This is a genomic window from Collinsella aerofaciens, assembly GCF_020709435.1.
In the GTDB taxonomy this organism is placed as follows: Bacteria; Actinomycetota; Coriobacteriia; order Coriobacteriales; family Coriobacteriaceae; genus Collinsella; species Collinsella aerofaciens_AU.
Genome location: NZ_JAJFDP010000004.1, coordinates 33,292 through 50,974, shown reverse-complemented (window position 1 = coordinate 50,974; position 17,683 = coordinate 33,292). Strand labels below are relative to the sequence as shown.

General features: G+C 59.8%; 15 protein-coding genes and 1 riboswitch. Of the genes, 10 read left to right on the top strand and 5 right to left on the bottom strand.

Annotated features, from left to right (window positions below; all coding sequences use genetic code 11):
- Nucleotides 1-20: 20 nt before the first annotated feature.
- Both LK493_RS04080 and LK493_RS04075 read right to left on the bottom strand, forming a co-directional pair.
- The gene (locus tag LK493_RS04080; RefSeq protein ID WP_055286633.1) at nucleotides 21-917 is read right to left on the bottom strand and encodes a LysR family transcriptional regulator; all 897 of its coding nucleotides are present in this window, start codon (nucleotides 915-917) and stop codon (nucleotides 21-23) included.
- Between the two features lie 10 nt (nucleotides 918-927).
- Nucleotides 928-1,836, bottom strand: a complete 909-nt coding sequence (locus LK493_RS04075; RefSeq protein ID WP_227790219.1) for an HAD-IIB family hydrolase — start codon at nucleotides 1,834-1,836, stop codon at nucleotides 928-930.
- Between the two features lie 163 nt (nucleotides 1,837-1,999).
- A riboswitch (TPP riboswitch) is annotated at nucleotides 2,000-2,110 on the top strand.
- A gap of 51 nt (nucleotides 2,111-2,161) precedes the next feature.
- Here LK493_RS04075 and thiM point away from each other — a divergent pair.
- The 3 genes from thiM to LK493_RS04060 are packed head-to-tail and all read left to right on the top strand — an operon-like array spanning nucleotide 2,162 to nucleotide 4,038.
- On the top strand, nucleotides 2,162-3,001 hold the full coding sequence (gene thiM, locus LK493_RS04070; protein ID WP_227790218.1) for a hydroxyethylthiazole kinase: 840 nt from the start codon (nucleotides 2,162-2,164) through the stop codon (nucleotides 2,999-3,001).
- 3 nt (nucleotides 3,002-3,004) lie between these two features.
- A complete protein-coding gene (locus LK493_RS04065) occupies nucleotides 3,005-3,346 on the top strand; it encodes a thiamine-binding protein (protein WP_227790217.1) in 342 nt (113 codons plus the stop codon).
- On the top strand, nucleotides 3,343-4,038 hold the full coding sequence (locus tag LK493_RS04060) for a thiamine phosphate synthase (RefSeq protein ID WP_227790216.1): 696 nt from the start codon (nucleotides 3,343-3,345) through the stop codon (nucleotides 4,036-4,038). The genes LK493_RS04065 and LK493_RS04060 overlap by 4 nt, the downstream gene beginning before the upstream one ends.
- Nucleotides 4,039-4,133: 95 nt before the next feature.
- On the opposite strand, the gene LK493_RS04055 is transcribed toward LK493_RS04060, so the two are convergent.
- Nucleotides 4,134-5,003 (bottom strand): patatin-like phospholipase family protein, encoded by an 870-nt coding sequence (locus tag LK493_RS04055; protein WP_227790215.1) that lies wholly within the window; start codon nucleotides 5,001-5,003, stop codon nucleotides 4,134-4,136.
- 323 nt (nucleotides 5,004-5,326) lie between these two features.
- On the opposite strand from LK493_RS04055, the gene LK493_RS04050 reads away from it, so the two are divergent.
- From LK493_RS04050 to LK493_RS04020, 7 genes are all read left to right on the top strand, one after another.
- On the top strand, nucleotides 5,327-8,044 hold the full coding sequence (locus LK493_RS04050) for a bifunctional diguanylate cyclase/phosphodiesterase (protein ID WP_227790214.1): 2,718 nt from the start codon (nucleotides 5,327-5,329) through the stop codon (nucleotides 8,042-8,044).
- A 127-nt stretch (nucleotides 8,045-8,171) separates the two neighbouring features.
- Nucleotides 8,172-9,701, top strand: coding sequence for a diguanylate cyclase domain-containing protein (locus tag LK493_RS04045; RefSeq protein WP_227790213.1), 1,530 nt, complete (start codon nucleotides 8,172-8,174; stop codon nucleotides 9,699-9,701).
- A gap of 111 nt (nucleotides 9,702-9,812) precedes the next feature.
- On the top strand, nucleotides 9,813-10,436 hold the full coding sequence (locus LK493_RS04040; RefSeq protein WP_227790212.1) for a flavodoxin family protein: 624 nt from the start codon (nucleotides 9,813-9,815) through the stop codon (nucleotides 10,434-10,436).
- A gap of 17 nt (nucleotides 10,437-10,453) precedes the next feature.
- Entirely contained in the window at nucleotides 10,454-10,795 is a 342-nt protein-coding gene (locus LK493_RS04035; RefSeq protein ID WP_227790211.1) for an arsenate reductase family protein, read from the top strand.
- Between the two features lie 86 nt (nucleotides 10,796-10,881).
- The gene (locus LK493_RS04030) at nucleotides 10,882-12,012 is read left to right on the top strand and encodes a GTP-binding protein (protein ID WP_138341106.1); all 1,131 of its coding nucleotides are present in this window, start codon (nucleotides 10,882-10,884) and stop codon (nucleotides 12,010-12,012) included.
- Between the two features lie 95 nt (nucleotides 12,013-12,107).
- On the top strand, nucleotides 12,108-12,707 hold the full coding sequence (locus LK493_RS04025; protein WP_227790210.1) for a tRNA (cytidine(34)-2'-O)-methyltransferase: 600 nt from the start codon (nucleotides 12,108-12,110) through the stop codon (nucleotides 12,705-12,707).
- 144 nt (nucleotides 12,708-12,851) lie between these two features.
- Nucleotides 12,852-13,952, top strand: a complete 1,101-nt coding sequence (locus LK493_RS04020; RefSeq protein WP_227790209.1) for an AAA family ATPase — start codon at nucleotides 12,852-12,854, stop codon at nucleotides 13,950-13,952.
- Between the two features lie 40 nt (nucleotides 13,953-13,992).
- Here the strand turns inward: LK493_RS04020 and LK493_RS04015 are convergent, their stop codons facing one another.
- Together LK493_RS04015 and LK493_RS04010 are read right to left on the bottom strand one after the other, a co-directional pair.
- Nucleotides 13,993-16,506 (bottom strand): excinuclease ABC subunit UvrA, encoded by a 2,514-nt coding sequence (locus tag LK493_RS04015; protein WP_408583392.1) that lies wholly within the window; start codon nucleotides 16,504-16,506, stop codon nucleotides 13,993-13,995.
- Nucleotides 16,499-17,617, bottom strand: coding sequence for an AAA family ATPase (locus LK493_RS04010; RefSeq protein WP_227790207.1), 1,119 nt, complete (start codon nucleotides 17,615-17,617; stop codon nucleotides 16,499-16,501). The genes LK493_RS04015 and LK493_RS04010 overlap by 8 nt, the downstream gene beginning before the upstream one ends.
- Between the last annotated feature and the right edge of the window lie 66 nt (nucleotides 17,618-17,683).

Here is a 17,683-nt window from a genome sequence, read left to right as displayed (position 1 = left end):
ACCGTGCGGAGCACAGCAGCCTAGATATGCTGACGAATCGCGTCGATATAGGCCCGACCGTAGCGCGTAAGCGTCGTGTTCTTGCGCGTGATGATGCCAATCTCCATGTACTCGTCCACGTCGAGCGGAATCGAGATAATGCCGGGGCCGTTGAGCTCGTGGCTGATCACGCCCGAGCATACCGTGTAGCCGTTGAGGCCCATGGCCAAATTGAACAACGTCGCACGGTCGCGCACGCGGATATTTTTGCGACGCTCGAACGTCGAGGTCAGCTCCTCGGAATAGTAAAACGAGTTGTAGCTGCCCTGCTCGTAGGACAGGAACGGGTAGTCTTCCAGATCCTCGAGCGTCACGCTGGAGCGGTCCGCCAGCGGATGGTCGGCGCAGACGAAGACATGCGGCGTGGCGCAGAAGAGTCCTTCGAACACGAGCTCGTTGGCCACCAGCATGCGCTCGATGACCTCGCGGTTATGCTCGGATAAGTACAGGATGCCCAGTTCGCTTTTCATATGCGCGACATCCTCGATAATCTCGTGAGTCTGCTCCTCGCGCAGGGTGAAGTCGTAACGCGCGGCATCGAACTCGCGGATCACGTCGACAAACGCGTTGACGGCAAAGGAATAATGCTGGCAGCTCACACTAAAGTGCGGCACCTGCTCGGATGCGCCCTTGTACTTGCCCTCGAGCAGGTCGGCCTGGTCGAGTACCTGGCGCGCGTAGCCCAAGAAGGTCTCACCTTCCTCGGACACAATGACGCCCTTGTTGGTACGCTCAAAGATGTGCACACCCATCTCGTTTTCGAGATCGCGAATCGACGCGGTAATCGAAGGCTGCGACACAAAGAGCCGGCGCGAGGCCTCGGTAATGCTGCCGCATTCGGCAACTTTGACGACATATCTGAGCTGCTGGAGCTTCATGGCTGTCTCCTTAGCTGTTAGTGAGATTCGCGTCGGCAGTACCCGGCAGGCGCATAAACGGCGGCATCTCCCCCGTCGCGGCGCAGGCGGCAATCTGATGCAGGACTCCGGCGACCGCATCATCCACCGCGGCGCCGATATGCCAGCGCGCGGCAGCCGTGACGGCCTCGTTAGCATTGGCGACTGCAACGGAGTTGGGAACGGCATCGATCATGGGCAGATCGTTATCGGAATCGCCAAATACGGCCACCTCGTCGGGCGTCAGGCTCAAGGCGCGCGCCAGCTCCAGCGCAGCGCAGCCCTTGTCCCAACCATCCGGAAGGATGTCGAACAGGCGCACTCGGTTGTTGGGAAACACAAGCGAGAGTTCCGGCACCTCAACGGCAACGCGCTCGCGTAGCTCCGCGAGCTCCTCACGCGAACGGGCACTCCAGATATTCGCCTTAAACACCGGCGCGCCATCGACGACGGGACGACACGGGGCCTCTTCGCCTTTGAGCCACGCATTGCCGCCCGACCCCATAGCGCGACGCACACGCTCGGGATTGCTCGTCACGCAATAGGCATCGTTGCCCCAAAAGTCATCGCCCAGGCTGTAGACTTTTAGAAATGTATCGTCGGTCTCTTGCTCCAGATAGTCAGCCAAACGCATCAGAGCATCGTTGTCGATTGCGCGCGAAGCGACTACTTCGCCGTCGACAAACATCACCTGGCCGTTACAGAACGCACCGGTCGAAAAACACTCGGAACGGTTTTTGAACATCCAGCCCATCGCGGACGGCTGACGACCCGAAACCGGCCCAAAGTGCAGACCCGCCGCCTGCATGGCATGAATACCCTCAATGGCGTAGTCGCTGGCGCCGTCATGCCCGGCTGGAATCAGCGTATCGTCCATATCGGTCAGCACAAGTTTAATCATAGAGTCCCCTCGGTCATTCTTAATCCCATCTATTGTACCGACCTGCCAAAAAGGGACAGGTTTATTTCGGCAGGTTTCATCTGGGAAAACGCAAAGTCCCAGTTGTTACCTGCCAAAATAAACCTGTCCCTTTTTGGCAGGTGCGCTAGTATAGGGAACAACAGATTCGATGCGGGAGTGCCGGCGGTGCAAACCACAAGGCTGAGAGGGCATGGGGCCCAATCCTTTGAACCTGTCAGTTAATGCTGGCGTAGGGAGCATGCCGCCTTTACAGGGGCGCTGTCTATGCACAGCGCCCCTTTTCTATGCCAAGGAGGCATGTGCAGTGATTGATTCGGAACAGCTTAAGCAACATATGGTCAAGGCCGTGGAGGAGATTCGCACCACCAATCCGATGGCCGGCTCCATCACCAACACGGTGACGATTGACTTTGTCGCCAACGCACAGCTCGCCGTGGGCGGATCGGCCGCCATGGTCTATCTGCCCGACGAGGGCGAGGCACTCGTTGCCGGCGGCGGTGCCATCTATCTCAATATGGGTACGCTCTTCCCCATCTACGAGCAGACGATTCCCCGCGCGGCCAAGGCGGCACACGACGCCGGCAAGCCCTGGGTGCTCGATCCGGTGGGCCTGGGCATCGGTAGCCTGCGCACCCAGTTGGTAAACGAACTCAAGCAGTACAAGCCCGCCATCGTGCGCGGCAACGCCTCCGAGATCATCGCGCTCGCCGGTCTGTGGGGTCTTGAGGGCGAGGCGGCCGATCTGAGCCGCGTGCGCGGTGTCGATACCACCGACACGGTAGATGCTGCCCGCGATGCCGCCGTGGCGCTCGCCCGCTACACCGGCGGCGCCGTTGTGGTCTCGGGCGAAGTCGACCTGATTACCGACGGCACAACCGTGGCCAAGTCCCACGGCGGCAGCCCGCTCATGTCCAAGATCACCGGTTGCGGCTGCTCGCAGGGCGGCGTGCTGGCCGTGTATGCCTGCGCCGCCGACCCGTTTACGGCAGCCATCTGCGGCACCGCGGTCTACAACGTTGCCGGCACGCGTGCCGCCGCTGTCGCCGACGCCCCGGCAAGCTTTAAGGTCGCCTTTATCGACGAGCTCTACCGCGCAACCGCCCAGGACATCGCCAACAACCAGCTCGACCTCGAGGAGGCATAGGCCATGTCCGAGCCCGCAACTGCTACCGGAATGAACACACTCGTCGCCGTGGCCATCGCCCCGTGCGGCACCGGCGATGAGCTGTCCGCCGAGGTCGCCGAGGTCGTGCGCGTCATTCGCGAGAGCGGCCTTCTCAGCCGCACCACCTCGATGTTCACCGAGATCGAGGGCGACTGGGACGAGGTCATGCAGGTCGTGCGTGACGCAACCTTTGTGTTGGCGAGCAAGGGCATCCGCACCGAAGTCGTGCTCAAAGCCGATATTCGACCCGGATTTACCGACACCATGACCGGCAAGCTCGAGCGCATGGAAGCGCAGATCAAAAAGCAGGAGGAAGCACGATGAGCATCCGCGACAACCTTGATATCTCGGCCTATCTGGTGCTCGGCCCCGAAAATACGCTCGGACGCCCCGTGGGCGATGTGATGGCCCAGGCACTCGACGCCGGCTTTACCTGCATCCAGGTGCGCTCCAAGGTGGCAAGCGCCCGCGAGATCATTGCGCTGACCGGCGACGCCGCGCAGGCAATCGCACAGGCTGGCAAGACCGGTCAGGTCGCCCTGCTGATCGACGACCGTCTGGACTGTGTGCTTGCCGCGCGCGAGCAGGGTATTGCCGTCGACGGCGTGCACGTGGGTCAGAGCGACATTCCCGTCGAGGTCTGTCGCAAGCTGCTGGGCCCTGACGCCATCGTGGGCCTTTCCGCCCGTTGCGAGGAGATGCTCGAGTACGTCAAGACCGCCGACATGAGCCTAGTCGACTACCTGGGCATCGGCCCGCTCCACGAGACCGAGACCAAGCGCGACTGCGGACGCGCAGCCGATGGCTCTATCATCACCAAGAGCTTTGAGGACCTGGCCGCACTCCACATGGCAAGCCCCGTGCCCATCGTGGTGGGCGGCGGCGTTAAGACGGCCGACTTGCCGCAGCTTAAGGCAACCGGCGTCGACGGCTTCTTTGTGGTGAGCGCCGTCTGCAGTGCCGACGACCCCCACGCCGCAGCCAAGGAACTTGTCGACACCTGGCAGCAGGCATAGGCCGAGCAGCTGATTCGCAACCTCATATCTTCAATAGCGGAAAGCGCATCCCGGTTCGAACGTCCATTCCGGGATGCGCTTTCCGTATGCGAACCTTACCCCGCCAGATACGCTTCCAACGCCGGCAAAGTCGCCTCCGCATCGTGGCGGCCGACCTGGTAGATGCGCTCGAGCTCATCCGGTTCGCGGCACAGCGACGGCACCTTCACCGATTCGCTCGGCCGCACCACAAAGACCTCGCCGGCAGCCTCGCGACGTGCCAGGTCATCGAGCGTGGCATTGTAGACCTCATGCCGATGCTCAAGCGCTGCGACAAACTCCGGATAGTGACGGAACACACGCCGCAGCATGGACATCACACTGTTGGGCTGCTTCACAAAGCCCGCCGGCTGCGTGAGCACCACGATATTGCGGTCATACCCCTGCGCAAACAGCCATGCGCTGGGGATAGAATCAGCCACGCCACCATCCAGATACTTATGCCCGTCAATAGCAACGGGACGCGTCGCCACAGGAATAGCAGACGACGCCCGGATCCACTCGATATCGCGCTCGTCGCCATACGGCAAATCGTGATAGACAGCCTTGCCCGTCTCGATATCGGTACACACGCACGTAAATCGCATGGGACAGGCGCGATACGCCTCCAAGTCGATGGGATCGCGCTCAATGGGCACCTCGTGATAGGCAAAATCGGCATTGAACATGTCACCGGTTCGCAGCCAGCTTGTCACGCTCGCATAGCGCTTGTCGGCACAATAGGCCTTGTTGTAGCGAATGGCGCGCCCAATCTGCCGCGATTTAAAGTTGTAGCCAAACGCCGCGCCCGCCGAAACGCCCACCATATGGTCGCAGGTCAAACCGTGCTCCATCCAAACGTCGAGCACGCCCGCCGTATACATACCGCGGTAGCCGCCTCCCTCGAGCGCAAGCCCCACCGTGCGCTTCGTATCCGGCTGTGCCATGCGACCATCTCCGTTCCTGCGTTTAAAACCGGAACAAGTATACCCGTCAACATATACCACCCCAGTCGCATTTTTATCGGACATCGCATCGTCGCGCTACCGTTTGTCGAATAATAGCCGCCCGCAGCATGTGCACCCATATATAATTCTGCACTGTTGTTTATACTACTCAGCAGTAATCAACAGCGAACATTAGCCGGCAAAGTAACCCAACAACGCAGCGAGGCGGGGGCCTGGATACACGCAAAGCGCCGAACAACAACGCGTGTGCACAACGAGCTCGCCCGACGCAATTCGCCCGACCTCAGAAAGCCGCTTACGACATGGATACTGTCAGCAATTACACCGAAACGCTCGAAAAGACCGTCCGCGACCTTCTCGAACGGCAGGAGGATCTGATCAGGACTGCCTTTACCGACCAGCTTACCGGGCTTGGCAACCGTGGCGGCTTTGCCCGTTCCCTCGAGGAGCTCTGGGAGCAGGACGCCCCCGTTACCATGGCGTTCATCGATATCGACAATCTCAAGCACTGCAACGACGTCTTTGGGCATGACGAGGGCAACCGCTATATCTTGCAGGTAAGTCTCTATCTTAAGCTGTATATGAAGGTGGGCGAAGCGGCGTTTCGCATAGGCGGCGACGAGTTTGCCATCCTGTCTACGATTGCAACCGAGGACGACCTCGCCGAACGTCTGGAACACTGCCGAACGATCCTGCTCAAAAACAACGATTCCGAGATGCCCCACTCGTTTAGCTATGGAGTGTCGCATGCCGACCCCGCCCTGGGCGAAGCCACCAACCGTATGACACTCGATGCCGACCATCGCATGTACGACTACAAGCTACGTCATGCCGTGCACCTCGATCGACGTAATATCACGCAAGTCCACGCCGACGACTTCGAAATAAGCGATCGTATTTTCGACGCCTTTTCGATGCTCAACGAAGGTCGTTATTTCTTTATCGAGAACTTGTACAAACATCGCACCCTTTGGTCACAAGGTGCCTTGCGCGATCTTGGCCTTCCCTCAGAGCACATAGACAACTGTCGCGATTACTGGAAAACGCGCGTCCATCCCGACGACCTTGAGGCCTTCGTCAACGACATCGACCAAGTCTACAACGGTACCAAGCACCGTCGCGTCATGCAGTATCGTGTGCGCAACGCCGTCGGCGACTACGTCCTTTGCCGTGCTCGCGGGTTTCGTATCGACGGCGACGGAAATGTCCCCTCGCTCTATGTCGGCGAGCTCGTCAACCACTCACTTGCCGAAACCGTCGACGCCGCCACAGGCCTCGGAACGCAGCGCATGCTGGTCAATGCCATCGATACCTGCCGCCTCGACCGTTGCAAGACAGGGCTTATAGCGGTGCGCGTTCGTGGCACGACAAAGCTCAACGAGCTCTACGGGGCCGAGGCTGTCGACAGCATGCTTGCCGAATACGCGGGCCGCATGCTGTCGATCACCCGCGGCAGGAGCCGGGTCTACCGTTCACGAAGCGTCCAGTTTGTCGTGCTCAGCAATGATTTGGACCACGAGGCATTCGAGCAACTGACCCGCCACCTTAAAGAGGCCGTTTTCGCTCCTGTGCAAATCGCAGGCGACACCATTGCTCCCGTCTGTCTTGTCGTCCCAACCTTTTACGAACGCCTGGACTCCCAAGCATCGACTGTTTTGGGCGAACTCGATCGTCGCCTTCGCACAGCTGGCGGGCTTGTCCCCAACGACAGCCTCCCTATACCCGAGGTCGAACGCAAAAGCGCAATCGCCGAACGCATCGATATGCTCACGGGCCTCTATCGACCCAGCGAGTTTATGCGGCGCGCCAACGCATTTCTCGAGGCAAGGCGCGACGGCACCTGGTGCATCGCCACGGTCGACATGGGCCACATGCGCCTGTTTAATGAATGGCACGGCCAGGCCGAGGGCGACCGCGTACTCGCCGATGTGGGCACGGTCCTCAAGGACATCGAGAATGCCGATATGGGCGTCGCAGGGTACTGGGGCCAAGATGACTTTTGCGTACTCATCCCTTTTAAGCACATCACCGTCCATCAAATCTACAACCGCGTTCGCGAGGCTGTAGCCAAGCACAACGACGGCGTAGGTTTTTGGCCGTCCATGGGCGTTTACCCCATCGACTCCAATGAGGAGATCACCATCGATGCGCAGGCGAAGGCCATGTTTACCAATCGGCGCGCAAAAAACGACTTTAAGGAGCGCATTGCCATTTTCTGCCCCGCGGAGTACGAGCGCGAAGTCGCGTTCCACCGCACGCTGACCGAATTCCAGTACGCGCTCTCAGATGGTCGTATTACCTACCACTTGCAGCCCCAGGTCGATATGGAAACCGGTGAGATTATTGGCGCCGAAGCACTCACCCGCTGGATTGACAAGGACGGCTCTCTCATTTCGCCCGCAACGTTTATCCCCGCACTCGAGGAAAGCGGCTTTGTGGTGACGCTCGACAAGTACATTTGGCAGGGTGTCGCCTCGTGGCTGCGCGAGCGCATCGATCGAGGGCTTCGTGTGGTTCCGGTCTCGCTTAATGTGTCGCGCGTGGATATCCTTGCCTGCGACGTTGCCGAACATATGGGGGCGCTTGCCGCCCAATACAAGCTACCGCCCGAGCTCATGCGCATTGAGATCACCGAGACGGCTTATACGGGAGACCCCGAGGCCGTGGACAAGCTGACAGCCGACCTGCACACCCGCGGCTTCTCGACCTACATGGACGATTTTGGCACCGGCCAGTCCACGCTCGCGATGCTCAAGAACGTCAACGTCGACGTCATCAAGCTCGACCGCACCTTTGTACCCACCGACCGCGATCAAGGCCGCAGCACGCAAATCATTTCATCGATGCTCGAAATGGCGCAGTCGCTCCATCTACCCGTCGAGGTCGAAGGCGTCGAGACAAATGAGCAGGCGAACATGCTACGACAAATGGGCGCCCGCTACGCTCAGGGCTTCCTCTACTACCGCCCCATGCCGGCGAAGGATTTTGAGGCATTGCTCGATGGTGGCAATAACAACTGATACGCTCGCGCGCAAAACGCCACCGCCGAAGGGGGAATTTGCCTCCATTAGCTAACTTATATCCCCAATTCAAACCGAATTGGGGATATGATACAAACCATTGTTCCGCCCAAGGAGGTTATCCATCATGAACGAGTCATATCGCCTGGGTGAGCAATTGATTATTGCCTATCTCCAACGACTTGCGAATGGCATCTCGACCGCCGAACTCGATGTTGCCGCGCTGCCTGCTGAGCTACGCGCCGTTGGCGAGCAACTGCAAAAGACGCATGCCATCCTGCAACAAGAGCGCCGGCTGCTTGAGAGCAACGCCTATATCGACCCGCTCACCAACTTGGGCAACCGCGGCGGACTCGACCGTCACGTCGAGCAGCTCTGGCGCAAAGGCGACCCTTTCACCTGCGCCTATATTGACATCGACCATCTCAAGCATTGCAATGATAGGTTTGGCCACGCCGAAGGCAATCGCTATATTCTGAGCATCTGCCGCACGCTCTCCGAAACCATGGAGCACGATGAGATGCTGTTCCGTATCGGTGGAGACGAGTTTGTGCTTATCTCGCTCTCCGCAAACGAGACTGAACTCGAGCAGCGCTTGGAGCAGGTACGTGCCGGGCTGATCGAGGCGAGCTCAGATGGCAAGGCGCCCATGATCGCCAGCTTTAGCTTTGGCTGCTCGCGCGTCGATCCACGTGCCGGCGACACGCGTCGCCAGATGACGATGGATGCCGATCGCAAGATGTATCGCTATAAGCTTATGCATCGCGTACAGCAGCCGAAAGACAATGACGCGCCGCAACGCCCGATCGTCGACCAGCTTCCCTGCAACGACCGGGTGTTCCAAGCGATCTCCATGAGCTCCGAGACGCGCTATCCGTTTATCCTCAATCTCGATACTGGAGAATCGCAATGGTCGGTCAACGCCGTGCGCGATTTTGACCTGCCCTCCCAGCACCCTTTTAACTCGGTCGATATGTGGCTTGCCCGCGTTCATCCCGAGGACCGCGACAACGTACGCGCCGAGCTCGACATGGTGATAAACGGCACGTGGCACTTCCACTACATGCAGTATCGCGTAATGGATGCCACCGGAAAATACGTGCTTTGCGACTGCACGGGCTACCGCTTGGACGGCACCGACACCGAGCCTAACATGTACGTGGGCATTATCATCAACCGAAGCCTGGCAGATACGACCGATTCCGTAACCGGTCTGGGCGATATTCACGCCCTGGTCAACGCCATTGGCGAAATGCGCCGCGTGGCGCGCGAGGCAGGCTTTATTGTCATTAAGGTCGACGATATCGCCGAAGTCAATGCCCGCTTTGGATTCGATGCAGGCGACCGCGTGCTCGCCGAAAGCGCCGCCTGCCTCATGGATTGTTCGCGCGGCAAGGGTCGCCTGTTCCGCTCGACGGGACCAATGTTCGTGGCGCTTTTCGATGAGCTCGGCCCCGAGGCAATCGACGAGCTCGCAAACGAAATCGAACGATTCCTGGGTTCTCCCGTGCTCATCGGCTCGCTTGAATATCAGCCGCCCATTCGCGTGGCCACGCTTCATCTGGACGCTGTCGATCGACAGCCCGTTTCCATTTTGAACGAGCTCAAAGCGTTGCTTAAAGAGGCACCGCAAGTACCAGGCACCAAGCTGGACTAGCGTCATGGGGCGCGATGTGAAACACAAGCCGTTTCGCATCGCGCCCCATGCCATCTACCCTCTCGTGCGATAATCCTCCGCAGAAGTCACCGACAGCAGAGGGAGTTTGTGATGAAGGTTCTTTTGGTCAATGGCAGTCCCAAGGCAAACGGCAACACCGCCCGCGCACTCGCCGAGGTCGCCGAGCAACTTAATGCAGAAGGCGTTGATACCGAGGTGTTTCAGCTGGGCGCCAAGCCCATTCGCGATTGCATCGGTTGCGGCCAGTGCGGCAAGCTCGGCGGTCGCTGTACCTTTGACGACGACGTGGTGAACGAGCTCATCGCTGCCGCCGAGCAGGCAGATGGTTTTGTCTTTGGCTCACCCGTCTACTATGCGCACCCCAGCGGACGCATCCTTTCGGCCCTCGATCGCGCCTTCTATGCCGGCGGGCATGCCTTTGAGCACAAACCCGGCGCCGCGGTCGCCGTCGCCCGTCGCGGCGGCACCTCGACCACCTTCGATGTGCTCAACAAGTACTTCACCATTAAGCAAATGCCCGTGGTTGCTTCCACCTACTGGAACAACGTGTTTGGCCGTGTGCCCGGCGACGCCGATGGGGACGCCGAGGGCCTTGCCACCATGCGAAACATCGGCAAAAACATGGCCTGGCTCCTACGTTGCATCGAGGCCGGACAGGCCGCCGGCATCAACGCACCCGAGGCAGATCGCGCAACGACCAACTTCATTCGATAGAGCGGCGGAACAAATACATGAACGTGCAGATTTTTGGCACCAAGAAGTCCTTCGACACCAAGAAGGCACAGCGTTATTTTAAAGAGCGCCGCATTAAGGTGCAGTTTATCGACCTTAAGGAAAAGGAGATGAGCAAGGGCGAGCTCACGAGCGTGATGCAGGCGGTCGGCGGCATCGACAAGCTGCTCAACCCCAAAGCCAAGGACGAGGAGACGCTCGCACTCATCCAGCACCTCACCCCCAGCCAGCGCTTTGACAAGCTGCTCGAGAACCAGCAGGTTCTCGCCGAACCCATCGTGCGCAACGGCAAAAAGGCCACCGTCGGTTATTGCCCCGATGTATGGGGATCCTGGGAGTAGCTTGTGTTATTTGCCGGCGCGTGGGTATAAGAGCAGGCGTTTGGCATAAGATTCAACTGTAAGCCATGTCTAACAAAGGAGGGCACATGCCCAACAAACCCGTGAAGATCATCATGCTTACCGGATACCTCGGTGCCGGCAAGACCACGCTGCTCAACCACATCCTCGCTAACGACGGCGGCATCCGCGCCGCCGTGATCGTCAACGATATCGGCGAGATCAATGTCGACGCCAGCCTTATCGCCGACGGCGGCCTTTCCGAGACCGACGACCTCATCCCGCTCACCAACGGCTGCATCTGCTGCACGCTTTCGGACGACCTGGCCAACCAGCTGCAGGGCATCGCCGATTCGGGCAACTTCGACTACATCATCATCGAGGCATCGGGCATTTGCGAGCCTATCCCCATCGCCTACACCATCTCGAGCTTCTGCGACGAGGCCAAGGTGGGCGGCGAGCCCAAGCTCGCGCTCGACAACATCGTGGCCGTGGTCGACTGCGCCCGCATGTACGACGAGTTCAACGGCGGTCGCGACCTGCTGGCCGAGGATATCGACGAGGACGACATCGAAAGCCTGCTCATCCAGCAGATCGAATTCTGCTCCACGCTGATCCTCAACAAGACCGATACCGTGACGCCCGAGCAGATCGCCGAGCTCAAGGCCATCGTGCGCAGCCTGCAGAAGGACGCCGTGATTGTCGAGGCCCAAAACGGCGAGGTCCCCATGGAGGAGCTGCTCGACACCGACCGCTTCGACTTTATGCGCGCCTACAACTCCGCCGCCTGGATCGAGGCCATGGAGCATCCCGAGGAGCACGACGACCCCGAGGTGCTCGAGTACGACATCGAGACCTTTGTGTACTCGCGCCGCAAGCCGTTTGACCTGCAGAAGTTCACCAATTTTGTTGAGCAGGAGTGGCCCGACGAGGTCATCCGCGTCAAGGGTCCGCTGTGGCAGACCGGCGATCCGGACATGTGCTACATGTTTGAGCAGGCCGGCCACCAGATGCGCCTGATGGAGAACGGCCTGTTCGTTGACTCGGCGCCCGAGGGCGAGAAGCAGAAGATCATCGACGAGAACCCCGAGATCATGCAGATTTGGGACGACGAGACGGGCGACCGCATGACGAGCCTGTGCATCATCGGCCGTCACATGGACAAGGATGCGCTCATCGCCTCCCTCGATGCTTGCCTGACCGACTGGCACCGCGCCTAGGTTTATCCAAGCGGGCATTTTTCCGCCTACGTAGCCGCCAAACCACCACGAAGGTGCCCTTCGTGGTGGTTTTTCGTTCTGAGCCAAGGAGATTCATGTTCAACATTGTGCTGTATGCGCCCGAGATTCCGGCCAATACGGGCAATATCGGCCGTACCTGCGTGGTCACCGGCGCCCATTTGCATCTGGTGGAGCCGCTGGGGTTTTCGCTCGACGACAAGACGGTACGTCGCGCCGGCCTGGGCTACTGGCAAAACTTGGACGTGACGTCCTATGCCGGCTGGGAGGATTTCCTTGCGCGCAACGACCTCTCCCCTGCCGACGAGCGCCTGCATCTGCTAACCAAAAAGGCACGCCGCACCTATGCGCAAAGCACCTACCGCGATGGCGACTACTTGGTCTTTGGCAGCGAGAGCTCGGGCATTCCCGAGGAGCTGCTCGCCGCGGCGCCCGAGCGCTGCGAGCGCATCCCGATGCTGCGCGATTGCGACTCACTCGATAACGCCGAGGCTTGGGAAGCCCACGAGGAGTCGCTCGGGCATACCGAGGACAGCCACGAGGCCATCCTTCAACAGGATATCTGCGGCAACTTCGTCAACCCGGACGACTACCGCATCAGCGCACTCAACCTTTCCAACAGCGCCGCCATCGTCCTCTACGAAGCCCTGCGCCAAACAGGCTTTCCGGGAATGTGACAAAGGGACAGTCCCTTTGTCACATTCAAGCGCCACGCCGATGGCGCACGCGCCTGATTGATGCTCGAAATAACGAACCATCATTTTTAATCAGAATTAACTAAAGTAAAATGAAGTTAAACGGCGCTGTGAAAGGAGAGCTACGTGGAATACCTCGAAAACCCGTTTACCCCTAGCTTTGGCGAGGTTCCTGCCCATCTCGCTGGCAGACAACAGATTATTCGGGATTTGGACCGTGCCTTCTTGAGCCAGCGCAGGCGCCCAGAATTGACCTCGATCTTCTCAGGCGCGCGTGGAACCGGTAAAACCGCTCTCATGTCGTCGCTCGCGACTAGGGCGGAATCCCACGGCTGGATAGCCGTAAAGACGACCGCGCTCCCGGGAATGCTTGAGGAAATCGAGTTCGGGGCGAAACGCGCCGCAGCCCATCTCATCGACTCGTCCAACCGCTTCGAAGTCACCGGTCTCGGAATTGCACCGCTCGGCAGCATCGAGGTCGATCGCGTTCACGATGCCTCAACCTGGCGTTATCGCATGAGCGACATCATTGACCAGCTCAACGAGGCGGGCACCGGTCTGCTCGTCACGGTTGACGAGGTGGACCCGACACTCGACGAGATGATTCAGCTCGCAGCGACGTATCAGCACTTTGTGACCGATGGGAAACGCGTCGCCCTACTCATGGCGGGACTTCCCAACAACGTATCGACGCTGCTGAACCACAAGACGGTCTCGTTCCTTCGCCGCGCCCAACAATATCATCTGGGTCGCATTGCCGACTATGACGTACGCGAGGCCTTGATTCGCACAATCCAGGAAAACGATCGCCTGGCAGATGCTGAGGGAATCGATAGAGCCGTTCGCTCGATCTCTGGTTTTCCCTTCCTATTGCAACTCGTAGGCTACCGTGCCTGGGATCTCACAAGCGATTCGAAGGAAATCTCGTCACGCGACTTTGACCTGGGAATCAAAATCGCGCGCGACGAGATGGACGACCGAATCCTCGCGGCAACCTATCGGGAACTCACTGCAGAGGACAAGCGATTCCTCATCGCCATGCTCGATGACGAAGAAGAGTCCACCACCGCTGACCTTGTCGAGCGCCTTAAGCGTTCGCCGCAGCAGGTCTCCCGCTACCGACGCCGCATGATAGATGCCGGCATCATTGGAGAACGCGGGCGCGGAATCGTCGCTTTTGAATTGCCATTCTTCCGCGACTATCTCGCCGCTCAATGCGTGAAATAGGCATCAATGAGGCAAAGGGGCTGTCCCTTTGCCTCATTGTCTATAGGTAGCGACCGGTAATGCTCTTGGAACAGGCCGCGATGTCGCTCGGCGTGCCGGCGCAGACGATTTGCCCGCCCGCGTCGCCACCGCCCGGGCCCATGTCGATCACGTAATCGGCGTTACGGATAAGGTCGAGATCGTGTTCGATCACGATAACCGTGGCGCCCTTGGCAACGAGACCGTCAAACACGTTCAACAGCACCTGAACATCGAGCGGATGCAGGCCAATCGTGGGCTCATCAAATACGAATACGGCATCATCCTGCACGCGGCCCATCTCGCTCGCGAGCTTAAGACGCTGCGCCTCGCCGCCCGAGAGCGCCGGTGTGGGCTCGCCAAGTGTGAGATAGCCCAAGCCCAGGTCATGTAAGGTCTGCAAGCGCGCCTGAACCTTCTTGAGCCCCACCGTGGCGTCGATGGCCTCGTCCACACTCATGTCCATGAGCTGCGGCAACGTAAGCAGGCTCCCGTCCTTGCCCTCGCGATGGATACGCGAAGCCGCGTCCGCATAACGCGAACCGCGACATGCCGGGCAGACGATCTCGACATCGGGCAAAAACTGCACGTCGAGCGATATCGAGCCCGTGCCATCGCACGTAGGGCAGCGCAAGGCACCAGTGTTGTAGCTAAAGGCACCCGCCTTGTAGCCGGCTGCCTTGGCCTCGGGCGTACGGGCGAAGGCGCGGCGCAGCTCATCATGGATGTCGGCATAGGTCGCTACCGTCGAGCGCACGTTGGCACCGATGGGCGTGGCGTCAATCAGGTTGGCGCGTGCGATGCTCTCGGCGTCGACCCAGCGCACATGGCTTGGCAGGCGCTCGCCAGCTGCCTGCGCCTTGAGTGCCGGAATGAGTGTCTCGAGCACCAACGTCGTCTTGCCCGAACCCGAAACGCCCGTCACCGCGACCAAGCGGCCGCGCGGAATATCGACTTCGAGCGGCTTGACGGTATGGATGGTATCGGTTGCCATGCGGATGTGGCCCTGGTCGAACATTTCGTCGTCAGCCACCTGTGGACGCAAGCGCTTGGGGTCTGCGCGCAAAAACGGTGCGATGCGGCTGCCCTGCGATTGCTCGACCTCGTCTACCGTACCAGCGGCGATTACACTGCCGCCGCCTGCTCCGGCAACGGGGCCCATCTCGACCAGATAGTCGGCTTCCGTCAGTACGCGCGTATCGTGGTCGACAACAACCACGGTGTTGCCGTCACCTACCAGATCGCGCATCACGCCTACCAGGCCGTCGACATTGGCAGGATGCAAGCCAATCGAGGGCTCGTCCAGCACATAGAGCACGCCCGTCGATCGGTTGCGCACCACGCGGGCGAGTTGCACGCGCTGGCGTTCGCCCGTGGAGAGCGTGGCACCGGCGCGATCGAGCGAAAGATAATCGAGACCCAAATCGACCAGGCGGCGGGCCGCACCCAAAAATGAATCGCAGATATCCGTTGCCATGGGCCGCATCTCGGGCGGCAAGGATGCAGGCACCCCGCGCACCCACTCAATCGCCTCGCCCAGCGTCATGGCCGCCGCCTGCGCCAAATTGATACCGCGCACCTGGGGCTGGCGCGCAGCCTCGGAGAGACGCGTGCCGCCACAGTCGCGGCATGGCCCCTCGCGCAAAAAGCGTGCAACGCGTTTGAGGCCCTTATCGTCCTTAACCTTGGCGAGCGCATTCTCAACGGTATAGACGGCGTTGTAATAGGTAAAGTCGAGCGGCGTGGCGCCCTCGCCGTTTTTGGGAACGTAGAGAATGTGCTTTTTAACCGCCGGACCATGAAACACGATGTCGCGCTCTTGAGGCGTGAGCTGGTTAAACGGCACGTCGGTACGCACGCCCATCTCGCCTGCCACCTGCTTCATCAGATCCCACATGAGCGTGCCCCAGGGAAGGACCGCACCCTCGTTGATAGTCTTTGACTCGTCGGGCACCAGGCTCGCCTCGTCCACCTCGCGCATGACACCGGTGCCGCCACAGGTGGGGCATGCACCGCCACTGTTAAAGGCAAGGTCCTCGGCGCTCGGAGCGTAGAACTCGCGGCCGCACGTCGGACACGTGAGCGACAGGCCAGCCGCTACGTTGAGGCTTGGCTCCACACGCGCCCCGCAATGCGGGCACACGTGATGGGCGCAACGGCTAAAGAGCAGACGCAGGCTGTTGTTGAGCTCGGTCATGGTGCCAAAGGTGGAGCGCACGCCCGGCACGCTCGGACGCTGGTGCAGCGCGAGCGCCGCCGGCACGTGCAGCACCTTGTCCACCTGGGCGTGTTCGGCCTGCGTCAGGCGACGTCGAGTATAGGTGCTAAGTGCTTCCAAGTAGCGACGCGAGCCCTCGGCATAAAGAACCCCCAGTGCCAGCGAACTCTTGCCCGAACCCGACACGCCGGCAATACCCACGAGCTTTCCCAGCGGGATATCAATATCGATGTCCTTAAGGTTATGGACACGCGCGCCACGCACCTCGATAGCCTGCGGGCTCATCTTCTGTTCCGTCACCTTTATCACCCTACTCATGCCATAAAACTCGATCGCGAATGTACTCGCCCAGCATGGGCACGGTAAACCGGACGAGACCGTATCCGGCAGCCTCGATGACGCGCTCGCGAATCAGGCTTGCGCGATATTTGCTCGCCCAACTCTGAGTACGGTCGCAGCGCTCAATGATATCCGCCATACGCGTCGGTTTACCCTCGTCAACCGCCATGGCCTCGATAAAGAGGCGTTGCGGGCTGCGCAATCCATAATACAGGGGCGCATCGACCGCTTCGTAGAACTCGGAGACGGCATCCGCATGGCCATCCTCGACATCGCACCTTTCAATGACCTGCGAGTTGCGTCGGACAGCAGAGCGCCACATGTAATAGCCCACCAGCTGAACCATATAGGGATGCCCCATGCTCTTGCGTGCCGCAAGGTCCGCCGTCTCCGCGTCAACGTAAAGACCAGCGTCTTTGACCGTCTGGATATATGAATCGCGCACCTTGGGCAAAGAAATCGCCCCCAGCGTACGCTGCTGGGCACGGCGCAAAAACGTCACGCTCGGCTCTTCGAGCAAGTCATCAACCATACTGGGCAATCCAGCGAACACCAGCGCAAGACCGCGCTGGTCGCTATCGGGCAGGCCCGTGGCATCTTGATCTCCGAGCACCTGCTGATAGAGAACGGCAAGAGCCGCCAGTTCCTCGATAGACGCAGATTGAGCCTCGTCAATCGCAAACAGTATGCCCTGGCCTGGACCGAGCCTCTTGAGGCGCTCGTTGACCAGCCCGCGCAACGTCTCGCCCTTTGCTCGCGCCGCCTCGACCGACATCCGGCCAAACGACGGAGCAAACTCCATTGACGTCACAACGGGTTTATTCGAGCGAAGCGCATCGGCCAAGCGGTCGCATAAGCCAAGCGAAGCGGAATCGGAGACAACCGCCCATCCGCGCTCATTGGCTAGACGTTGCAGCTCCCGCAGGAGAACTGTCTTGCCGCAGCCGCGGTTCCCCGTAATGAGCATGAGCCTGCCCGGCGCTCCGGCGCCATTATCGAGCCCTTCCTGAAAATCTTCGATGACCGGTTCGCGACCAATGAGTATCGGAGGCCGCTTGCCTGCCGTTGGCTTAAAGGGATTTGGATTCATGTCGGCCTCCTCGGATTGGCAAACCCTGGTAATAGTTATACCAACTTATACCGAGTTATACCAATA

Coding starts and splice junctions, on each gene's coding strand:
- LK493_RS04055 (WP_227790215.1), bottom strand. CDS start 5,003: ATGGCACAGCCGGATACGAAGCGCACGGTGGGGCTTGCGCTCGAGGGA.
- LK493_RS04015 (WP_408583392.1), bottom strand. CDS start 16,506: ATGAGTAGGGTGATAAAGGTGACGGAACAGAAGATGAGCCCGCAGGCT.
- LK493_RS04035 (WP_227790211.1), top strand. CDS start 10,454: ATGAACGTGCAGATTTTTGGCACCAAGAAGTCCTTCGACACCAAGAAG.
- LK493_RS04025 (WP_227790210.1), top strand. CDS start 12,108: ATGTTCAACATTGTGCTGTATGCGCCCGAGATTCCGGCCAATACGGGC.
- LK493_RS04040 (WP_227790212.1), top strand. CDS start 9,813: ATGAAGGTTCTTTTGGTCAATGGCAGTCCCAAGGCAAACGGCAACACC.
- LK493_RS04065 (WP_227790217.1), top strand. CDS start 3,005: ATGTCCGAGCCCGCAACTGCTACCGGAATGAACACACTCGTCGCCGTG.
- LK493_RS04030 (WP_138341106.1), top strand. CDS start 10,882: ATGCCCAACAAACCCGTGAAGATCATCATGCTTACCGGATACCTCGGT.
- LK493_RS04010 (WP_227790207.1), bottom strand. CDS start 17,617: ATGAATCCAAATCCCTTTAAGCCAACGGCAGGCAAGCGGCCTCCGATA.
- LK493_RS04050 (WP_227790214.1), top strand. CDS start 5,327: ATGGATACTGTCAGCAATTACACCGAAACGCTCGAAAAGACCGTCCGC.
- LK493_RS04060 (WP_227790216.1), top strand. CDS start 3,343: ATGAGCATCCGCGACAACCTTGATATCTCGGCCTATCTGGTGCTCGGC.
- LK493_RS04075 (WP_227790219.1), bottom strand. CDS start 1,836: ATGATTAAACTTGTGCTGACCGATATGGACGATACGCTGATTCCAGCC.
- LK493_RS04045 (WP_227790213.1), top strand. CDS start 8,172: ATGAACGAGTCATATCGCCTGGGTGAGCAATTGATTATTGCCTATCTC.
- LK493_RS04080 (WP_055286633.1), bottom strand. CDS start 917: ATGAAGCTCCAGCAGCTCAGATATGTCGTCAAAGTTGCCGAATGCGGC.